General features: G+C 61.6%; 13 protein-coding genes. 9 read left to right on the top strand and 4 right to left on the bottom strand.

All coding sequences use genetic code 11. From position 1 onward, the window contains the following. The first annotated feature begins 59 nt into the window (after window positions 1–59). Window positions 60–1,379: a type VI secretion system Vgr family protein gene (locus PMI26_RS24225; RefSeq protein ID WP_007971352.1), complete on the top strand. Its 1,320-nt coding sequence runs from the start codon at window positions 60–62 to the stop codon at window positions 1,377–1,379. Further along, the gene (locus PMI26_RS24230) at window positions 1,376–2,176 is read left to right on the top strand and encodes a DUF4123 domain-containing protein (RefSeq protein ID WP_007971350.1); all 801 of its coding nucleotides are present in this window, start codon (window positions 1,376–1,378) and stop codon (window positions 2,174–2,176) included. The genes PMI26_RS24225 and PMI26_RS24230 overlap by 4 nt, the downstream gene beginning before the upstream one ends. An 11-nt stretch (window positions 2,177–2,187) precedes the next feature. Here PMI26_RS24230 and PMI26_RS24235 read toward each other — a convergent pair whose 3' ends face one another. Both PMI26_RS24235 and PMI26_RS24240 read right to left on the bottom strand, forming a co-directional pair. Next, window positions 2,188–3,537, bottom strand: coding sequence for an MATE family efflux transporter (locus PMI26_RS24235; protein WP_007971348.1), 1,350 nt, complete (start codon window positions 3,535–3,537; stop codon window positions 2,188–2,190). A 177-nt stretch (window positions 3,538–3,714) separates the two neighbouring features. Then, window positions 3,715–4,008 carry a hypothetical protein gene (locus tag PMI26_RS24240; protein ID WP_007971346.1) on the bottom strand — a complete coding sequence of 98 codons (294 nt, stop codon included), beginning with the start codon at window positions 4,006–4,008 and terminating at the stop codon, window positions 3,715–3,717. Window positions 4,009–4,267: 259 nt separating this feature from the next. Between PMI26_RS24240 and PMI26_RS24245 the strand changes: the two genes are divergently transcribed. The 5 genes from PMI26_RS24245 (at window position 4,268) to PMI26_RS24265 (ending at window position 8,756) form a co-directional block, all read left to right on the top strand. Continuing rightward, on the top strand, window positions 4,268–4,570 hold the full coding sequence (locus PMI26_RS24245; RefSeq protein ID WP_007971343.1) for a MazG-like family protein: 303 nt from the start codon (window positions 4,268–4,270) through the stop codon (window positions 4,568–4,570). Beyond that, complete coding sequence (locus tag PMI26_RS24250) at window positions 4,570–5,319, top strand: methyltransferase domain-containing protein (protein ID WP_007971340.1); 750 nt, start codon at window positions 4,570–4,572, stop codon at window positions 5,317–5,319. Before PMI26_RS24245 ends, PMI26_RS24250 begins: the two co-directional genes overlap by 1 nt. Before the next feature lie 12 nt (window positions 5,320–5,331). After that, window positions 5,332–5,940 carry a DUF4136 domain-containing protein gene (locus PMI26_RS24255; RefSeq protein WP_007971337.1) on the top strand — a complete coding sequence of 203 codons (609 nt, stop codon included), beginning with the start codon at window positions 5,332–5,334 and terminating at the stop codon, window positions 5,938–5,940. 37 nt (window positions 5,941–5,977) lie between these two features. Further along, a complete protein-coding gene (locus tag PMI26_RS24260; RefSeq protein ID WP_007971335.1) occupies window positions 5,978–6,541 on the top strand; it encodes a DUF4136 domain-containing protein in 564 nt (187 codons plus the stop codon). A 244-nt stretch (window positions 6,542–6,785) separates the two neighbouring features. After that, window positions 6,786–8,756, top strand: a complete 1,971-nt coding sequence (locus PMI26_RS24265) for a pilus assembly protein TadG-related protein (RefSeq protein ID WP_007971334.1) — start codon at window positions 6,786–6,788, stop codon at window positions 8,754–8,756. On the opposite strand, the gene PMI26_RS24270 is transcribed toward PMI26_RS24265, so the two are convergent. Further along, window positions 8,753–11,494 carry a PAS domain-containing sensor histidine kinase gene (locus tag PMI26_RS24270; protein ID WP_007971332.1) on the bottom strand — a complete coding sequence of 914 codons (2,742 nt, stop codon included), beginning with the start codon at window positions 11,492–11,494 and terminating at the stop codon, window positions 8,753–8,755. The two genes, PMI26_RS24265 and PMI26_RS24270, sit on opposite strands and share 4 nt — an antisense overlap. Further along, window positions 11,491–11,931 carry a TadE/TadG family type IV pilus assembly protein gene (locus PMI26_RS24275; protein WP_007971331.1) on the bottom strand — a complete coding sequence of 147 codons (441 nt, stop codon included), beginning with the start codon at window positions 11,929–11,931 and terminating at the stop codon, window positions 11,491–11,493. Before PMI26_RS24275 ends, PMI26_RS24270 begins: the two co-directional genes overlap by 4 nt. Window positions 11,932–12,006: 75 nt before the next feature. Here PMI26_RS24275 and PMI26_RS24280 point away from each other — a divergent pair, with 75 nt between their 5' ends. Beyond that, the gene (locus PMI26_RS24280; protein ID WP_007971329.1) at window positions 12,007–12,477 is read left to right on the top strand and encodes a prepilin peptidase; all 471 of its coding nucleotides are present in this window, start codon (window positions 12,007–12,009) and stop codon (window positions 12,475–12,477) included. 114 nt (window positions 12,478–12,591) lie between these two features. Then, window positions 12,592–13,374, top strand: a complete 783-nt coding sequence (locus PMI26_RS24285; RefSeq protein ID WP_007971327.1) for a response regulator transcription factor — start codon at window positions 12,592–12,594, stop codon at window positions 13,372–13,374. Window positions 13,375–13,508: the final 134 nt, after the last annotated feature.

The following is a 13,508-nucleotide window of genomic DNA, read 5'->3' as shown; positions in this document are numbered from 1 at the left end:
CTACTCGGCCATGTCTCTCAGCGAGAATCCCCGGCCGCCCCTCCCGTAGAGAAACGCCGATGTTCAACCCAGTCAGCGAACCGCCATTTCTTCTGGATGTTGCAGGTTTGCCCGACTCCCTTGAGGTCCTGGCCTTTACCGGTAGAGAAGCCATCAGCGAGCCGTTCGTGTTCGACCTGGAGCTGCTGATCGATGACCCGGTGCTTGACCTTGCCAGTTTGCTGTACCGCCCGGCCTCTTTGCATTTCGGGCCAGCCGGAAACCATGTGCATGGGCAACTGCATGAACTCGTCCAGCGTGATCATGCCTCGGGGCCCCGACTCTGCCAGGTGCGCCTGGGACCAGGACTGGCTTGTCTGGCCCAGCGCTTCAGCCAACGAATTTTCAGCGCCCGTTCGGTGCCGCAAATCCTCGATCAGGTGCTCAAGGAGCATGGCATTACTGGTAAAGATCGACGCCTGGCGCTGAGCGGCGACCACCCGCTCCGGGATTTCTGCACGCAATATCGAGAGTCGGACCTGCAATTTGTCCAGCGACTCTGCGCCCAGGAAGGATTGCATTACCACTTCGAAAACCGGGTCGGGGGGCACTGCGTGGTGTTCAGCGACGATCAGCAACATTTTCGAACCGCAGAGCCTGCGGTTTTGCGCTGCGAGGGCGATCAGCCGGGAGTGCGGCAGCTCGAACGCCAGCGTAGCGCTGCGACAGCGGCGCAAAGTGTCGAATGCCGGACAGACCTGGCGACCTTGCGCAGCGGTCGGGTGATGCCGCTGTCCGGTCATCCGGTTGCCGATTGCAATCGGCTCTGGCTGGTGACCCACGTTGAACATTGGGGCTGCCAGGATACGGCGACGCCGTACCACAACCAGGCCCGTGCCCTGCAATGGCCGACCCGCTTCGACCCACCCAGTGCGACGAGCAAACCACAGATGCACAGCCTGCAGCGGGCGTGGGTCGTGGAGGTCGATGAGCAAGCCCCCGATCCGGCAAGACCGGTCCCGGTGCAATTCGACTGGCTCTATCAGGGCGAAGGGGCTGCGCCCAGTCATTGTTGGCTGCCATTGGCCGGGCCGTTGCAGGCCGAGACGTACTCGCCATTGCGCGAAGGAACCGAGTTGGTCGTGAGTTTTATCGAAGGTGATCCCGACCAGCCGCAGATAACCGGAGTGCTGCATGCGCCGGCAACGATCGAGGAGACGAATGCGGACACCGTCCAGGCCATTTGCACCCCTGATGAGGGCCTGGAGCAATGGTTGCACTCGGCAGAGCCGCTGCTGATGCTGTGCCTGCTGCCCGGCGGTGGCAGTTTCAATCATTGCGCACAGGCGTTGTGCACCTGTCGTCTGGCGACGCAGCTTGGCCAGAGCTCTGGAGCATGATCGTCACACGTACGCCCGAGGCGCCCCCGCAGTGGTTGTTGCTGGATGTGCCGGGCACGCCGCAGGCGGGTGTCATGCTTCGGCAGATGTTTGCACAAGCCCGGTGGTCCGGGTTGTTCGAAGGTACGGAGTGGCATGCGCTGCGTGAGCAGGGGCCGCTCCTGGTCGATCTGCGCACCTGCCCGGCACTGGCCGATCTGTGCATCGTCGACGGCCAACGCTGGCCCGGATTGCTGATGGTCAGCGAGGCCGGCGTTGAGTCGTTGCTGGCGCATTTACGGCGCATGCTCACGGTGACGCTTGGCTTGCACCGGGCCCTTTTGAACTACTACAACCCGATCACGGCCAGCTATTTTTTCGATGCCTGCGATGCCGCTGAACTGAGTCGCTGGCTAGGGCCGATCCAGCATTTGCGTTGGTTCGGCGGCAGTTGGGCCGATCGCGCAACAGGATGTGAGGGGTGGCAGCGCTTGTCCAACCCCGGGTTGGCGGTCAGCCCTTTGGCCGTCGAGGAGAGCCTCAGTGCCGGGCAACAGGGAAAACTGCAAACCTGCCTGCTCGAACAACATGCCTGGCGCTGGAACCGATCCAGCGGTGCCGACTTCTCCCGCCTGTGGGCCCATGTGCAGGAAGGGCTGGCGCTGGGTTTCAGCGAGCGCCCGGTGCTTGATGGCTGGATATGGCTACGTTTGCAGTACCCCGACGCCGTGCCCGTGCAGCCATTGCCGGGCAGGACGCAGCAGGAGCGCCTCGATAGCCTGCGCCACCTGTGGCAGAACGACCGCCCCTGGCCATGAGCTCGATCCGCTCAGTGAGTGCTGCCGGCAAACCAGCCATCGTGACGGCGCAGGCGCCAGGCGATCACGCCGAGGGTCAGGCTGCGCAGCAGCATGAACAACAAAAAGGTTATCCACAGGCCATGGTTGCCCCAGCCTTGCAGTGCCCAGCCGAAAGGCAGCACCAGCACCACGGTCAGCACCATGCCGTTGCGCATTTCCCTGGCGCGGGTGGCGCCGATGAAAAGGCCGTCGAGCAGGTAGCTCCAGACGGCAATCAGCGGCAGTACGGCGAGGTAGGGCAGGTAGATGAACGCGGTGTCGCGCACACTTTGAATGTCGGTCTGCATCTCGATGAACAAATGCCCGGCGAACAGAAACAGCGCGGCAAAGCCCAGGCTCGCCAGCAACGACCAGCCGCCCGCCACCACCAATGAACGACGCAGGGCATCGCGGTCGCGGGCACCGAGGGCATGCCCGCACAGCGCTTCCACGGCGTGGGCCAGGCCATCGAGGGCGTGGGCGGTCAGCAGCAAACCGTTGAGCAGCAGGGCATTGGCCGCGACCGTGGCGTCGCCCAGCCGCGTGCCCTGCACCGTGATCAGGAAAAACACCGATTGCAGCGCCAGGCTGCGGATGAAAATGTCGCGGTTGACCGCCAGCAATGGCCGCCAACTGTGCCACAGCGCCAATGCCGCCCAGACGATATGCCCGGGATAGGCGCGCAGGGCCTTGCGGGTCATCAGCAAGCCGATCAGCGCCCCTGTCCATTCGGCAATCACCGAGGCCCGGGCCGCACCGACCACGCCCCATTCGAGGCCGAGGACGAACCACAGGTTCAGGGCGATATTGATCAGGTTGGTACTCAGCAGAATCGCCAGCGGCGCCCGGGCATTCTGGGTGCCGAGAAACCAGCCGACCAGTGCATAACTGGCCAGCGCCGCGGGCAGCCCGAACAGACGGGTGTGGAAAAACTCGCGGGTCAGCTGGTCAAGCTCCGCCGAGGGTTGCATGAAGTGCAGCGCCACTGTGCTCAACGGCACGCCCACTGCACCCAGGACCAGGGCCAGGCCGAAGGCGAGCAACAGGCCTTGCAACAGAATCTGCCGCAAGGCCGCACCATCCCCGCGCCCGGCCGCCTGGGCGGCGAACCCGGTGGAACCCATGCGCAGAAAACCCATGGCCCAGGCAAGGAAGGTATACAGACTGGCCCCGACCGCGACGGCGCCAAGTTGATGGGCATGGGGCAGGTGACCGATGACGGTGCTGTCGACCAACGCCACCAGCGGTACGGAAATGTTCGAAAGAATCATCGGCGCGGCGAGTGCCCAGACCCGGCGATGGGTAGGGCGGTCGCGCCAGTCGGCGGTCAGGTTGGACATGCAGGCTCCTTGGGGAGCGGGCATTGTAGCGGCAGATTTAGAGCATGCCGTGTATTCAATTGTGGGAGCGGCGGTGCGGCGATCCGGCTTGCTGGCGAAAGCGGTCGTCCAGTCAATATTGATTCGACTGTCACTCCCTCTTCGCGAGCAAGCCCGCTCCCACAGTGTCCGGTGGGGTCAGTGAATGATCCAGCTGAGCAGCCAAAGCCCCAGCATCAACCAGATGATCCCCATGATGAAGGATGCATTGAGAAAGGCGCGGATCGCCGTCCACAGCAGAATCAGCCCGAGGATCAAGGTCACGATGCTGACGACCGAAGTCTCCATGCCCAGCGCCTGGGACAAGCCTTCGACAAAATTGCTGCTGGCGTTGCTCAACAGATTGAACAGCCCACTGAGACCATCAACGATGAAGCGGATGATCGAGCCGAGTACCTGGCCGAGCCATTCGGAAAAACCTTCTACCTGCATGGAGTGAACGTCCTGATTAAAGAGAATTGAGCCTTGGGCTGTCGATCATGCTGCCGAGTTCCCACAAGCATAGAGGGTTGCACCGCAACTGTGGGAGCGGGCTTGCTCGCGAAGGCGGCGTGTCAGTCGAATCATTATTAACTGGACAACCGCATTCGCGAGCAAGCCCGCTCCCACAAAAAACCTGCACGGCACTCAACCGTTGTCACTTGCCATCCTCGGTCATCCCCCCGAAGCTATACGCCTTCAGGAGAGCCCGATGAACCTTGTTGAACTGACCGAACGCCTGCACGCCATCCGTGACCGCAATGACTGGCGGCAATTTCACAGCCCGAAAAACCTCGCCATGGCCGCGAGCGTGGAAATGTCCGAACTGGTGGAGATTTTCCAGTGGCTGACCGAAGACCAGTCACGCCAGTTGCCGGCGGATAAACTCGCCCATGCCGGGCAGGAAGTCGGTGACATCGTGCTTTATCTTTTGCTGTTGTGCAGCGAGCTGGGCCTGGACATGGAGGCCGTGGTGCGCAGCAAACTGGCGGACAGCGAGCGGAGGTTCAGCTGATGAGCGACCGTCATTTCGATCAACTGGCGACCCGTTTCGCCGAAAAAATCTACGGCGGCGCCAAAGGTGCGATCCGTCTGGCGGTGTTGCAGGCCGATCTGGCCGAAACCTTGCCCGACCGCCCGCTGCGCGTGCTGGACATCGGCGCGGGCCTTGGCCACATGTCGTTGTGGCTGGCCCAGCGTGGCCATCAGGTGACCCTCGCCGAACCTGCCGAACCGATGCTCGAAGGCGCCCGCCAACGCTTCGCCGACGCCGGACAGAGCGCCACCTTCATTCAGGCACCCTGGCAGGAACTGCTCGGGCAGCTCACCGAACCCTACGACCTGGTGTTGTGCCACGCCGTGCTGGAATGGCTGGCTGAACCCCACGCCATCCTGCCGGTGTTGCATCAATTGACCAAGGCGGACGGCTGGCTGTCCCTGGCGTTCTACAACCGCGATGCGCTGATTTACCGCAACTTGCTCAAGGGCCATTTCCGCAAGATGCGCAAGAACGACATGGCCGGTGAAAAGCAGAGCCTGACCCCGCAGCAGCCCCTTGATCCGCGTGAATTGGCGGCGCAACTTGAAGGTCTGTGGCGGGTCGAAACCCAGAGTGGCGTGCGGGTTTTTCACGATTACATGCCGGTGGAATTTCAGGCCCGCGCCGAGCTGGTGGACCTGTTGGAAATGGAACTGGCCCACCGCCGTCATCCAGCCTATGCCGGGCTTGGACGTTACTTGCACTGGATCTGTCGGCCTGTCTGATCGGAGCACGCAATGAAAAGTCATTCAGGTGTACTGCTGTTCTGCCTGGGGCTGGCGGCCTGTCAGGGCAGCAATCCTTATGTCGCCACGTCCAACCCCTTGCCGCCGGCACCGCCCCAGGCCGCCAAGACCTTCGATCGCAGCGCTTACCCGGCAGCACCCCGTGACTATGGGCGCTACCGCAGTTGGGCCTGGCTCGACGGGCACCTGCCACCGGGTACGGCCTGGGCTGATTCCGCACAGATTGCCGAAGCGGTCAGCAATGCGCTGGATCAGCGGGGTTTACGTCCGCTACACGACAATCGTCCAGCGGACCTGTTTGTCAGCGCAGACCTGCGGATGGAAACCCGCTTGCGTCAGGTTCAGGACGACTATTACGGCGGCGGTTATGGCGGCTACAACGGCTATGGCCCTGGATATGGCGCATACGCCACCGTGCCGATCATCCGGACCTATCAGGAACAGGTCGTGGTGGTTCAGGTGGATATGTATGACGCCAAAAGCGGTCAGCCGATATGGAGCTCCAGCGCTGAAACCGGCAACCGGGGCAGCGAAAGCGAGCGCGCCGATGCCATGCGGGAGGCTGTGGAAAAGGCGATGTCGGCGTATCCTCCCAGTTAGCTTCTGTAGATAAGAAGCATTTCGCAGGAGAACCATCATGTTCCGCCGTTTCATTCTACTGGCCATGGTCGCGCTGCTCAGTGCCTGCGCCGCCAACCAGGTCAATCATGATTTTGACGCCAGCCGCGATTTTGCTGCCTATCGCAGCTGGGCGTGGAAAGAACCCGCCGTGCAATATCGTCCCGATGATCCACGGATCAAGAGCGACCTGACCGACCAGCGCATCCGTCAGGCGGTTGCCGATCAACTGGACCAGCGCGGTCTGCGCCCGGCCGCCGCGGGTGCCAAGGGCGACTTGAATGTGCAGACCTACCTGATTGTCGAAGAGCGGCAACAGCAGGTGACTACCAACTACGGCGGCGGGTGGGGGTACCCGTGGTATGGTTACTACGGCGCGCCCATGTACAACGAAACCCGTAATGTCAGCTACAAGGTAGCGACCATCCAGATCGACCTGCTCGACGGCAAGGACGGCAAACTGGTGTGGCGTGGCAGTGACGAACAGATACTCAGCCGCACACCGAACCCGTCAGATCGTCGTGATGCCATCCTGGAAACAGTCACGCGGATATTGGCCAACTATCCACCGCACTCAAGCTGATCCACTCAATACCAACAATCATCCCTGTGGGAGCGGCGGTGCGGCGATCCGACTTGCTCGCGAAGGCATTCTGTCAGGCAAATCTGTAATTGGATGTACCGCCCCCTTCGCGAGCAAGCCCGCTCCCACAGGGTTTTTTTGTTGCTTGGGCTGGCGAGTTGCCAGCAGTCTTGGCCACCCTTGTCTACACTGCTTTTCACCAACGGAGGTCGCGCCCGGCAGTGCGCCGGCAAAGGAGTGCGCCATGTCTCTCCGCATGCAGTTTCGCGGCCCGGCCCGGCAACGGGGGGCGATCGGCTTGATGGCCGCTTTGACCCTGACGCTGGCTCTGGGGTTCATGTTGCTGGTGGTCGATACCGGCAGGTTGTACCTGGAGCAACGCAAGTTGCAGCGCATCGCCGACGTGGCGGTGCTGGAAGCGGTCGCTCGCAACGGGGATTGCCTGGTGCCGGCGGCCACTGCGGCGACTTATGCCCAGGCCAGCGCCACTCGCAACGGCTACGACGCCGCCGACAGCATGACCCTGAACACCACTTGCGGAACATTGCAGACGGGGGCCAACAACCTTCGGACCTTTGGGGTCGATGCCAGTAAAAAAGACGCGGTCCGGGTGATCGTCACCCACACCGTGCCGACCAGCGTGGCGGCGGGCATCTATGCGCTGATGGGCCCTGGCCCCGTCAGCCTGACCACCCAACTGACGGCGACGGCGGTCAGTGCGCCGGCGGTCCTTCCACCCCTTGCGATGTTGACCATCGGCAGTACGGCGCTGGTGGTCGACTCCAGCAAGTCAGCGGCCTTGAACCTGCTGCTGGGGCAGATGCTCGGTGGCAGCCTGAACCTGAGTGTTGCCGGGTGGCAGGGGCTGGTTGATACGCAGATCAGCCTGCTCGGTTATCTCAATCAACTGGCCATTGATGCTCACGTCACCGCCGGGGACTACACCGCGCTGCTGAGCAAAAACATCGCCCTGACTCAACTGCTCGACTCCGCCATCACGGTACTCCAGGCCGGTGGCACGAGCACCAGCGTGGCGGTCAGCGGCCTGACCGGCCTGAAGGTGGCAGCGGGCAGTACGACGATTGTTCTGGGGCAATTACTGCAACTGCAAACGGGCACGGTGTCGTCGGCTCTCAATACCAATTTGCAGGTGTTTCAGTTGGTCGAGGCCTTCATCCATTTGGCCAACAGCCAGAATGCCGCCGTCGCCAACATCCCGTTGAGCATTCCGGGGCTGGTCAATGGCGGGGTCAAGGTCAAAGTCATCCAGCCGCCGCAGTTGTCGGCCATTGGAAACCCGGCGCTGGTCACTGGCCAGCTCAATGATCCCAACCGGATTTACGTGCGCACCGCCCAGGTGCGCACAGTGCTGTCGCTCAATTTGCCAGTGCTGTCCGGTATCAGTGGTCTGGCCAGCGCCGTCACCAACAACGCCTTGGTCAGCGGGCTGACGGATACGTTGAATGATCTGTTGCACTTGAACCTGGCCGGTACGCTGAGTTCGCTGCTTTGCACATTGACCGGCTCTTGCGACAAAACCGATCTGAAGATCCTACCCACGCCAACCATCGACATTTCCCTGGAAGTGGCCGCAGCCGACAGCCACGTCACTGCCTACACCTGCGTCAGCGACGCCACCAAAACCCTGACCACCCAGACCAACACGTCGCTGGTGAAACTCAAAGTCGGCAAGATCGACACCGCCAATGCGTTTTCATCGTCGGCCGATGTCAGTGTTCAGCCCCTGGCGTTGATTGATATCGGCAAGGTCAGTTGTGTGTTCGGGGTTTGCAACCAGAGCACCCGCGTTCCGTTCTATGGCGGTGGACTTGGGGTAAAAGTCGACACTTCAGTCGCCAGCACCCAAACCAACCACGTGTACAACCAACCACCGGAAATCAAGCAGCCGCCGCTGGTCTATAGCCTGGGCACGCAAGGCATCGTCAACAGCCTGAAAGGCACGTTGGGGGGAATTCAGGTTGAGGCCTACAAGCCGACCGGGTCGAGTTTGCTGGGGGACTTGCTGGTCGTTGCGGCCGGTACCCTCAACGGTGTGCAAAGCACGCTGGGCGTTGCGATCCAGAGCTTGCTCAGCCCTTTGGTCGACCCCATTCTTGACGGCCTGCTGGCCAACCTCGGGATCACCCTGAACAAGGTCGATGTCGGCGCCAATCTCAGTTGCAAACCGCCCGGACGCCCCTCCCTGGTGATCTAGTCCGGTACCACAATCGGCAACTCGATGCAGAACCGCGCACCCTCGGTGGAGTTCCTGACGCTCAGTCTGCCGCCCATGTTCTCGACGATGCCATAGCTCACCGAGAGCCCCAGACCGGTGCCGACACCCACCGGTTTGGTGGTGAAGAACGGCTCGAAAATCCGCTCCAGCAAACGCGGGTCGATACCGCCGCCGTTGTCCTCGACCCACAGGCGTACCGCGTGTGTATCCCGTTCGGCGTACACCGAAATCCACGGTTTGAAATCGGGGTTGGCCTCGCGCTTGCCGAGCAATGCATCCCGGGCGTTGACCATCAGGTTGATCAGCACCTGCTCAAGCTGATCGACGTAGCCGCGCACCAGCACTTCAAAACCGGTCTCGCTGATACGCAGGTCGACACCTTTGCCGCGCATCCCTTCGGACAACAGCGCCAGTGTGCCTTCGATGGCCTGGGCCGGGTTGAACGGTTGCTGCTCGATTTCCGAGCGACGGCCGAACACCCGCATGTGGTCTACCACCCGCGCGGCGCGTTGCACCTGGGTGTCGATACGGCTGAGCTTGTCGATCAGGTAATCGACCTGTACGTCGCCGTTGTTGAGGCGCTTGAGGACATTGACGATGGCCATGCGCATCACGTTCAGCGGCTGGTTGATCTCATGGGCCAGGCCGGTGGCCATTTCACCGAGGGTGGCCATTTTCGCGCTTTGTGTGAGCTGCTGCTGCGAGCGTCGTACCTCGGTGTTGTCCCGCCCCACGGCCTGAACCTCAAGCAAGCGGCCCTGTTCGTCGAACACCCCGCGATCGGACCAGACCCACCAGGCGTGTTCGCGCCCGGGCAGTTGCAGGTTGATCTCGGCGGTGCTCACCGGAAACTCCGGGCTCAACTGGTTCAGCCGCCGGGTGAATGCCTCGCGCTGTTCCCCGGACATCCAGTTGCCCAGATTCACCCCCGGCAATTGCTCGGGCGCCAATTCCAGATAGGTGGCCAGCGGGCGATTGCCGAAGGTCAGGGTCAGGTCCGGCTGGTAGCGGCAGATCATCGCCGGCGAGTCTTCCACCAGAATCCGGTAGCGCTCCTCACTCTGCCTGACCTGCTCGGTCGCCAGGGTCGCTTCGGTGACGTCCAGCCACAGGCCCACTGCTTCCACCGGCAAGCCGAGGTCGTCGCGCAGCAACTTCGCTTCATCGAGCAGCCAGTGATAGTCACCGTGACTGTCGCGCAACCGATAGCGGGCGCGCACCGAGCCTTCACGCAGCAACAGCCGCGTGCGCTCGAAATACTGCAGACGGTCGTCGGGATGCACCCGTTCCACCAGCGTTCCGGGTGCGCAGTCGGCCAGGGTCCAGCCGAGCAACGGGAACAGGCTGTCGCTGAAGAACTCCGGTTGCAGAGCGCCTTCGTCATAGCGCTGTACATAAATCACCGCCGGTGAACTGGCGATCAGATTGTCCAGGCGTGCATGGGCGGCGGCGGCGCTCTGCTGCTGATTCTTGATGTCGCTGATGTCGTGCATGAAACCCACCAGCCGACGGTTTTTGCCCACGCCCAGCGCTTGGCCTTGCAGGCGGTACCAGACGGGTTCGAGTGCATCGTCGGGACGATACAGGCGCACGCACAACAGCAGCGGCATGCCCGACACCTGCAAGTCCTGCAGACGGATGCGCAGCTCTTCACGGTCGGCGGGATACACCTGGTTGAGCCAGTCCTGTACGGATAAACGCGATGTTCCAAGGTTCAGGGTTGTCGCCAGCGAAGGTGCCAACTGCACCTCTTCGCTGTCGCTGAAGACTTCCCACCAGCCTGTGCCCAGCAACGCTTGCAGCGACTCCAGGCGTTCCAGTTGCAGGTGATGCCGGTGCTCGCGCAGGCGTTCGAGCAAGGGGCTGGCGAGCGCGGCGGTGATTTGCAGCCAGTCGCGTTCGGTGACATCGGGGGCACGTTGTTGTGGTGTGTAGAAACCGCACAGCAACCAGGCGACTACCCCTTGCGCATCGTGGTAGGGCACGGCGAAGCCATCGGTATTGCCGAACGTGCCTTGCAGGCGCGGGTGTTCGCGCGGGGTCAGGTACTGAGGTGCCGAGCCGCTCAAACTGTCCAGCCCCGTGCCCAGGCGCTGGTCGTTTTGCCATAGCTGCGGTGCATCGAAAGCCGTGTAGTGCTGGTGAATCTGCCAACCCTGTTCCTGCTCATCGAGCAAGGCCAGGGCAATGCAGGGGATCTGAAAGCGCTGGGCCAGGCTTTGCAGTTGTTCACCCAGCACTTCGGGCAGGCGTGTCAGGCTGCACAGGCGCAACTGTTCGGCGATTTGAAGCGCCAACACCTGGCATTGCTCGCGGTTGCGCGATTGCCGGCGCTCGAGCAACAAGTCGCCGATGTCGAGCATCTGCAACAACCAGGCATCGGCCAAGGGTTGCACCCAGCCACGCAAATGCAGGGGCGGACCATTGAGACTGTAGAAGTCCAGGTCCAGGGTTTGTCCCTGCCATTGCGCCGGCGCGCCTTCGATGACGAGGCCGCTGTGGGGCAACAGGAAGTCGAGCAGGTGCGGTGCCTGTGCGCCTGGGGTTTGCTGGGCCAGCAAGTGGCGCAGCGGACCGCTCAATTGAACGACACGCCCATCGGCATTGAGCTGCATCTGCAATCCGAAGCTGTGCACCTGCAGTGCCTCCGGCGGCTCCGGTGGGGGCGGCGGGTGACGATGCAGCAGACGCCCGAACAGTTTGTCCCCGGCACTCAAAATTGCAGGCTCGCACTGGCCGTGAGGGTGGCCGGCAGATTGGGTACCCGACCGATCCCGGGCAGGTTCAGGAACGGGATGACGGCGCTGATTTTATTGGTGGGGTAACTGATGCGGACTGTCAGCAACCCGCCCACGTAAGTGATGTTGGCGTCGGTGGCGACATTGAAGTTCAGGGCCGGCGCAATCCAGGCCGTTTGCGTGGTCAGCTCCGTCGTGGCGCGGGCGATCAGCGCGGCGCTGTAGCCGGGGGTGGCCGGGTCCAGCGCTACGCTGCGGCGCACGGCTTCGGCGGTCGACTGGTTGAATGACTGCATCAACAGCAGCGGCAGACTGTAACTGATGATGCCGTAGAACACGCCAAAGAAAATGATGAACACCAGGGCGAATTCAATCGCGGCGGCACCTTTTTGTTTGTGGGGGAGGCTGGCTTTCATGAGTGCGTCTACCCTGACCAACACTGAGTAATGTCAGCATAGAATCATTCAGCCAAAACGGACGTTTTTTACCGAATGCAGAGCTTTGTCCTATTGATCTGGCTGGCGCTTTGCGCCGCACAGGATGCCCGGCAACGGCACATCGCCAATGGCCTGACCCTGGGCGCCGGCGCCCTGGCCCTGGCGTGGTTGCTGTGGAACGGCACGACCTGGCTGGGGGCCGAGGCGCAGCAGGGCGGCTGGGCTTTTTTGTTGGCCGTGGGCTTCACGCTACCGGGTTACGCCATGAAGCGAATGGGCGGCGGGGACGTGAAACTCATGGCCGCCCTGGGTCTTGCGACGGACGGTATGCACGTGCTCGGCACGTTTATTGGCGCCGGATTGGCCAGTATTTTCTGGCTGCTGCTGGCGCCAAGAGTCTGGCTTCATATGAGTCAAGGGCTTAGAACCCATCTTTTTTACATGGCGCCCGAAATGTCAAGGAAGCAGCCATTTGCGCCCTTTGTGCTGGCGGGGCTGATGCTGACATTGGCCTGGTTTCACTAGTCGGTCCTGACATGTACAGAGCCGGAAAGTACGTCTACTTTTCAGACAGCAGTTGTACAGCCGCTGGCTGTCGGTGGGGGACAGGTCAACCTTTGACCTGACAGGGAGTTACTCGTGAGCAAGTTTACTTCGGCAGTAAAAGTCCTTGTGGTCGACGATGCGCCATTGATCGTTGAAGAGCTTTGCGAATTTCTGGAGGGCAAAGGTTACCGCTGTGTTCCCTGCGAATCGGGCTATCAGGCGATCAAGCGTTTCAGCGAAGACCTCGATATTGGCCTGGTGTTGCTGGACTTTCACATGCCCGGCATGGACGGCATCGAGCTGATGCAGGAGCTGCAACGATTGTCGGGCAAGCACCGGGCGTTCGAGGCGATCATGCTCACCGGGTGTGCCGACAAGCAGGACGTGATCAAGGCCCTGCGCGCTGGCGTGTCTGACTATTACCAGAAACCGATCGATCTAAATGAGTTGTTCGAAGGTTTGCAGCGCCAGGAAGTGGCCTTGCAGGAAAGGTACAAGAACCTGCAGTTGGGGCATTTGAATCAGAAGCTGCAGTATTTGTCCGAGTCGATCGATGATCTGTACCAGGACCTGGACAAGGTTCGGCGCGGGCCGCAGGCGGCGGACGCGGGTGGTCGGGGTGTCGCTGATTCTGATGCGGTGGAGGTTCCGGCGATTTTCAATCAGCTGTCTCCGCGGCAACTGGAAGTGGCGCGGTTGGTGGGCAAGGGGCAGACCAACTATCAGATTGCCTGTGAGTTGGGGATTACCGAGAACACGGTGAAGTTGTATGTGTCGCAGGTTTTGCGGTTGACGCATATGCATAATCGGACGCAGTTGGCGCTGGCTTTGTCGCCCAATGGTTCTGGGGGGCGGCAGCGGGTTTCGGCGCACTGAGGCTTGGCGGCCTCTGGGCCGACCATGCTGGTGGTTTGAGTTGAGTACATATCCATTCCTGCGGTAACGGCGGCTTATGGTTCCGCTCTTACAGCGGGTCATTTTTGGCAAACGCCCCAAAAGTAACCAAAAGG

The organism is Pseudomonas sp. GM33 (genome assembly GCF_000282295.1).
Classification (GTDB): Bacteria; Pseudomonadota; Gammaproteobacteria; order Pseudomonadales; family Pseudomonadaceae; genus Aquipseudomonas; species Aquipseudomonas laurylsulfatiphila.
Note: the sequence above shows the minus strand (reverse complement) of the source record. Positions and strands in the feature narration are given on the sequence as shown.

Coding starts and splice junctions, on each gene's coding strand:
- PMI26_RS24250 (WP_007971340.1), top strand. CDS start 4,570: ATGAGCGACCGTCATTTCGATCAACTGGCGACCCGTTTCGCCGAAAAA.
- PMI26_RS24230 (WP_007971350.1), top strand. CDS start 1,376: ATGATCGTCACACGTACGCCCGAGGCGCCCCCGCAGTGGTTGTTGCTG.
- PMI26_RS24255 (WP_007971337.1), top strand. CDS start 5,332: ATGAAAAGTCATTCAGGTGTACTGCTGTTCTGCCTGGGGCTGGCGGCC.
- PMI26_RS24245 (WP_007971343.1), top strand. CDS start 4,268: ATGAACCTTGTTGAACTGACCGAACGCCTGCACGCCATCCGTGACCGC.
- PMI26_RS24240 (WP_007971346.1), bottom strand. CDS start 4,008: ATGCAGGTAGAAGGTTTTTCCGAATGGCTCGGCCAGGTACTCGGCTCG.
- PMI26_RS24265 (WP_007971334.1), top strand. CDS start 6,786: ATGTCTCTCCGCATGCAGTTTCGCGGCCCGGCCCGGCAACGGGGGGCG.
- PMI26_RS24275 (WP_007971331.1), bottom strand. CDS start 11,931: ATGAAAGCCAGCCTCCCCCACAAACAAAAAGGTGCCGCCGCGATTGAA.
- PMI26_RS24260 (WP_007971335.1), top strand. CDS start 5,978: ATGTTCCGCCGTTTCATTCTACTGGCCATGGTCGCGCTGCTCAGTGCC.
- PMI26_RS24280 (WP_007971329.1), top strand. CDS start 12,007: ATGCAGAGCTTTGTCCTATTGATCTGGCTGGCGCTTTGCGCCGCACAG.
- PMI26_RS24225 (WP_007971352.1), top strand. CDS start 60: ATGTTCAACCCAGTCAGCGAACCGCCATTTCTTCTGGATGTTGCAGGT.
- PMI26_RS24235 (WP_007971348.1), bottom strand. CDS start 3,537: ATGTCCAACCTGACCGCCGACTGGCGCGACCGCCCTACCCATCGCCGG.